Here is a 3,112-nt window from a genome sequence, read left to right on the forward strand (position 1 = left end):
AGCAAAACAAATACGCTTACCCATTTTTTAAAAGGATTTTACAATGGCGAAACAGTAAGTGTACTGGATGCACAGGAATCTTACCGACTCAGCTCTTTTGCAAAAGCCAACTGCCTTGTAAAAATAAATGAAGAAGTAACGGAATATGCAGCAGGAGAAATGGTGGAAGTACATTTATTACCTCATTAGTTTTATGGAAAATATTTATCTGTTTTATGGGTTATTATTCCTGGTTGCATTTTTATATGCATCGGTTGGGCATGGAGGCGCCAGTGGTTATCTGGCTTTGATGGCCATCTTTAGTTTTACGCCGGATGTAATGAAACCCACTGCCCTGTTATTAAATATTTTTGTATCTCTTACTTCTTTCATTCAGTTTTACCGGGGCAAACATTTTGACTGGAAAATATTTTTACCATTTGCTATCGCATCTGTACCCATGGCTTTCCGTGGAGGATTAATTTCAATAGACACTTTAATTTATAAAAAAATATTAGGTGTATTATTATTCATACCCATTATTCGATTTTTATTTTTTAATACAGTTGCCGTTGATGATATAAAAAAATCAAATACAGTTTTATCATTTATAATTGGTGCAGGCATTGGTTTATTATCAGGGATGATTGGTATTGGTGGCGGCATTATTTTAACGCCTGTGCTGTTATTATTAAAATGGACAGACATGAAAAAGGCAGCAGGCATCAGTGCCTTGTTCATCTTTGTAAATTCTATTGCAGGTTTGGCAGGGCAACTCACTAAAGGCATACAGTTTAGTGGAGATATGTATGCTTACGTCGCCATTGCTTTTGCAGGTGGTGTTTGCGGTGCTTATTTTGGTTCTTTGAAATTCAATCAAATCATCTTAAAATATTTGCTGGCTGTGGTATTGATGCTGGCATCTTATAAATTATTATTTACTACTACCTGAGTATTATTTATCAATGTGAAATGTTTTTTGCTATGCTATTAATTGAAAGGGGATTTTTAAAAAATATTACTTCTCAGTTTAGATAAATCTTAGTAGAAATCAACGATAATCAAGAGTCAATCTTATTACATTATTCGTAAATAAAATCCTTCCGCAACAAACCGTTTATTAACCTGTATTAATAAGGTAATAAGGTTGAACAAATTTGTTAGATATTTTTCTACAAAGGTTAAAAAGGCATGAAAATATTTAGTTGTAATAAACTGAGAAAAAAGATTTTGAGTAATTATGTTTTACTTCCCACCATAAACTATAAATGAAGTGTATTTTTACACAGTAATTCAAACATACAATAAGCAATGAAAATTAACATCATCATATTTGGTCAGCTTTGTGAAGTGCTGGGAGAAAAACTGGTAATGGATAATATTGCAGATACAGAAAGTTTGCAACAGGAGCTGTATAAAAAATTTCCTGCACTGGTGAATTATAAATATGTAATGGCCGTAAATAAAAAACAAATAACCTCAAATACGGTGTTGAATGAAGAGGCTGTTGTTGCTTTACTGCCACCATTTTCCGGCGGATAAACATGGATAAAAATATTTCATACCAACGTTACCAGCGCCAGATGATTTTAAAAAACTTTGGCGAAGCAGGGCAGCAAAAGTTGTTGCAGGCAAAAGTATTGGTAGTTGGCGTCGGCGGTTTAGGTTGCCCGGCATTGCAATATTTAGCTGCAGCCGGCATTGGTACCATTGGTATTGTTGATGATGATGTGGTAGCATTATCTAACCTGCACCGGCAAATTTTATTTACAGTAAATGATATTGGTTTATTCAAAGCAACATGCGCCGCTGCTGTTTTACAAAAAAGTAATCCTGAAATAAACATTATTGCTTACGCAGAAAGATTAACTGCACAAAATGCATTTTCCATTATTAGCTTGTATGATATTATTATAGATGGTACTGATAATTTTTCGAGCCGGTACATGATTAACGATGCCTGTGTATTGTTAAATAAAACATTGGTGTATGGTGCCGTTTCGCAGTATGAAGGGCAGGTGGCGATATTTAATTTGCCGGATAACAATGCAGTAAATTACCGTGATCTGTTTCCCCATCCACCAAAAGAAAATGAAATATTGAATTGTGCGGAAGCCGGTGTGCTGGGAGTTTTACCGGGTATAATTGGTATCATGCAGGCAAACGAAACCATAAAATTAATAACCGGTATTGGCAAACCTCTTATTAATTGTTTACTTACTTACAATGCGCTGAATAATCAAATATATGAATTGGAATTATCGGCAAATGCTGAAACACGTGCATTGATACCTAAAGATAAAACCACTTTTGAACAAACTGATTACGATTGGTTATGCAGTGCAACAATTGATCCGCAGGAAATTGATGTTGTTTTTTTTAATAAGTTATTATCATCCGGTGATATAAATATTATTGATGTAAGAGAATTAGATGAGCTGCCGGTTATAAAAGAATTTGTTCATCAAAAAATTCCCTTATCACAATTAGCAGAAAAATTTTCTTTATTAAACGCCTCCGCTGTAGTTGCCATTTGCCAATCGGGTAAAAGAAGTTTGCAGGCAGCAAAACAATTAACAGCAGTTTTCGGCACAACAAAAAAAATATACAGTTTGTATGGCGGTATTACATTATGGAAACAGCAACATGCAAAACAATTATTATAATGGAAAGAAAACCAAAAAATATTTTTATTCCTGGGGCAATAGCTGCATCTTTTCTATGTGCCGAAGAAGTAAATACAAATAAACAAATTTCTCCGGCAACTATTTTGCCCAGGCTGTGATATACATGCATACAGGTAAGCGGATATTTGTTAAATATGGCCTCTCTTATTTCATGCATTTTCTCCAAAGCCATTTCTTCGTATGCGGCGTATTCAATTTCCGCTACTTTTTTTTCATTAATAATATCTGCTCTTACCTGCCCTAAAAAAATAGCGTGTCCGCCAATGACGGTATTAGTACTGTGCTTTGCAATACTCTCTCCAATAAAAGATGCAGCTATTGGTCCATGAATAAAAATATTTTTTGGTTTTCTTTCCATTATAATAATTGTTTTGCATGTTGCTGTTTCCATAATGTAATACCGCCATACAAACTGTATATTTTTTTTGTTGTGCCGAAAACTGCTG

The 3,112-nt window shown here is 34.3% G+C and carries 4 protein-coding genes and 1 pseudogene; 4 read left to right on the plus strand and 1 reads right to left on the minus strand.

What is annotated here, in order from left to right:
- From ACY65O_RS13640 to moeB, 4 genes and pseudogenes are all read left to right on the plus strand, one after another.
- Positions 1 to 189, plus strand: a pseudogene (locus ACY65O_RS13640) (molybdopterin molybdotransferase MoeA); the annotation flags it as partial.
- Between the two features lie 4 nt (positions 190 to 193).
- Positions 194 to 931, plus strand: coding sequence for a sulfite exporter TauE/SafE family protein (locus ACY65O_RS13645; protein WP_462221411.1), 738 nt, complete (start codon positions 194 to 196; stop codon positions 929 to 931).
- Positions 932 to 1,290: 359 nt separating this feature from the next.
- Positions 1,291 to 1,521, plus strand: coding sequence for a MoaD/ThiS family protein (locus ACY65O_RS13650; protein WP_462221412.1), 231 nt, complete (start codon positions 1,291 to 1,293; stop codon positions 1,519 to 1,521).
- Between the two features lie 2 nt (positions 1,522 to 1,523).
- Positions 1,524 to 2,645 carry a molybdopterin-synthase adenylyltransferase MoeB gene (moeB, locus tag ACY65O_RS13655; RefSeq protein WP_462221413.1) on the plus strand — a complete coding sequence of 374 codons (1,122 nt, stop codon included), beginning with the start codon at positions 1,524 to 1,526 and terminating at the stop codon, positions 2,643 to 2,645.
- On the opposite strand, the gene ACY65O_RS13660 is transcribed toward moeB, so the two are convergent.
- On the minus strand, positions 2,605 to 3,112 hold a 508-nt coding region (locus tag ACY65O_RS13660; RefSeq protein ID WP_462221414.1), incomplete at its 5' end, for a molybdenum cofactor biosynthesis protein MoaE. The genes moeB and ACY65O_RS13660 overlap by 41 nt on opposite strands.

This window comes from Ferruginibacter sp. (assembly GCF_031430955.1).
Lineage (GTDB): Bacteria > Bacteroidota > Bacteroidia > Chitinophagales > Chitinophagaceae > Ferruginibacter.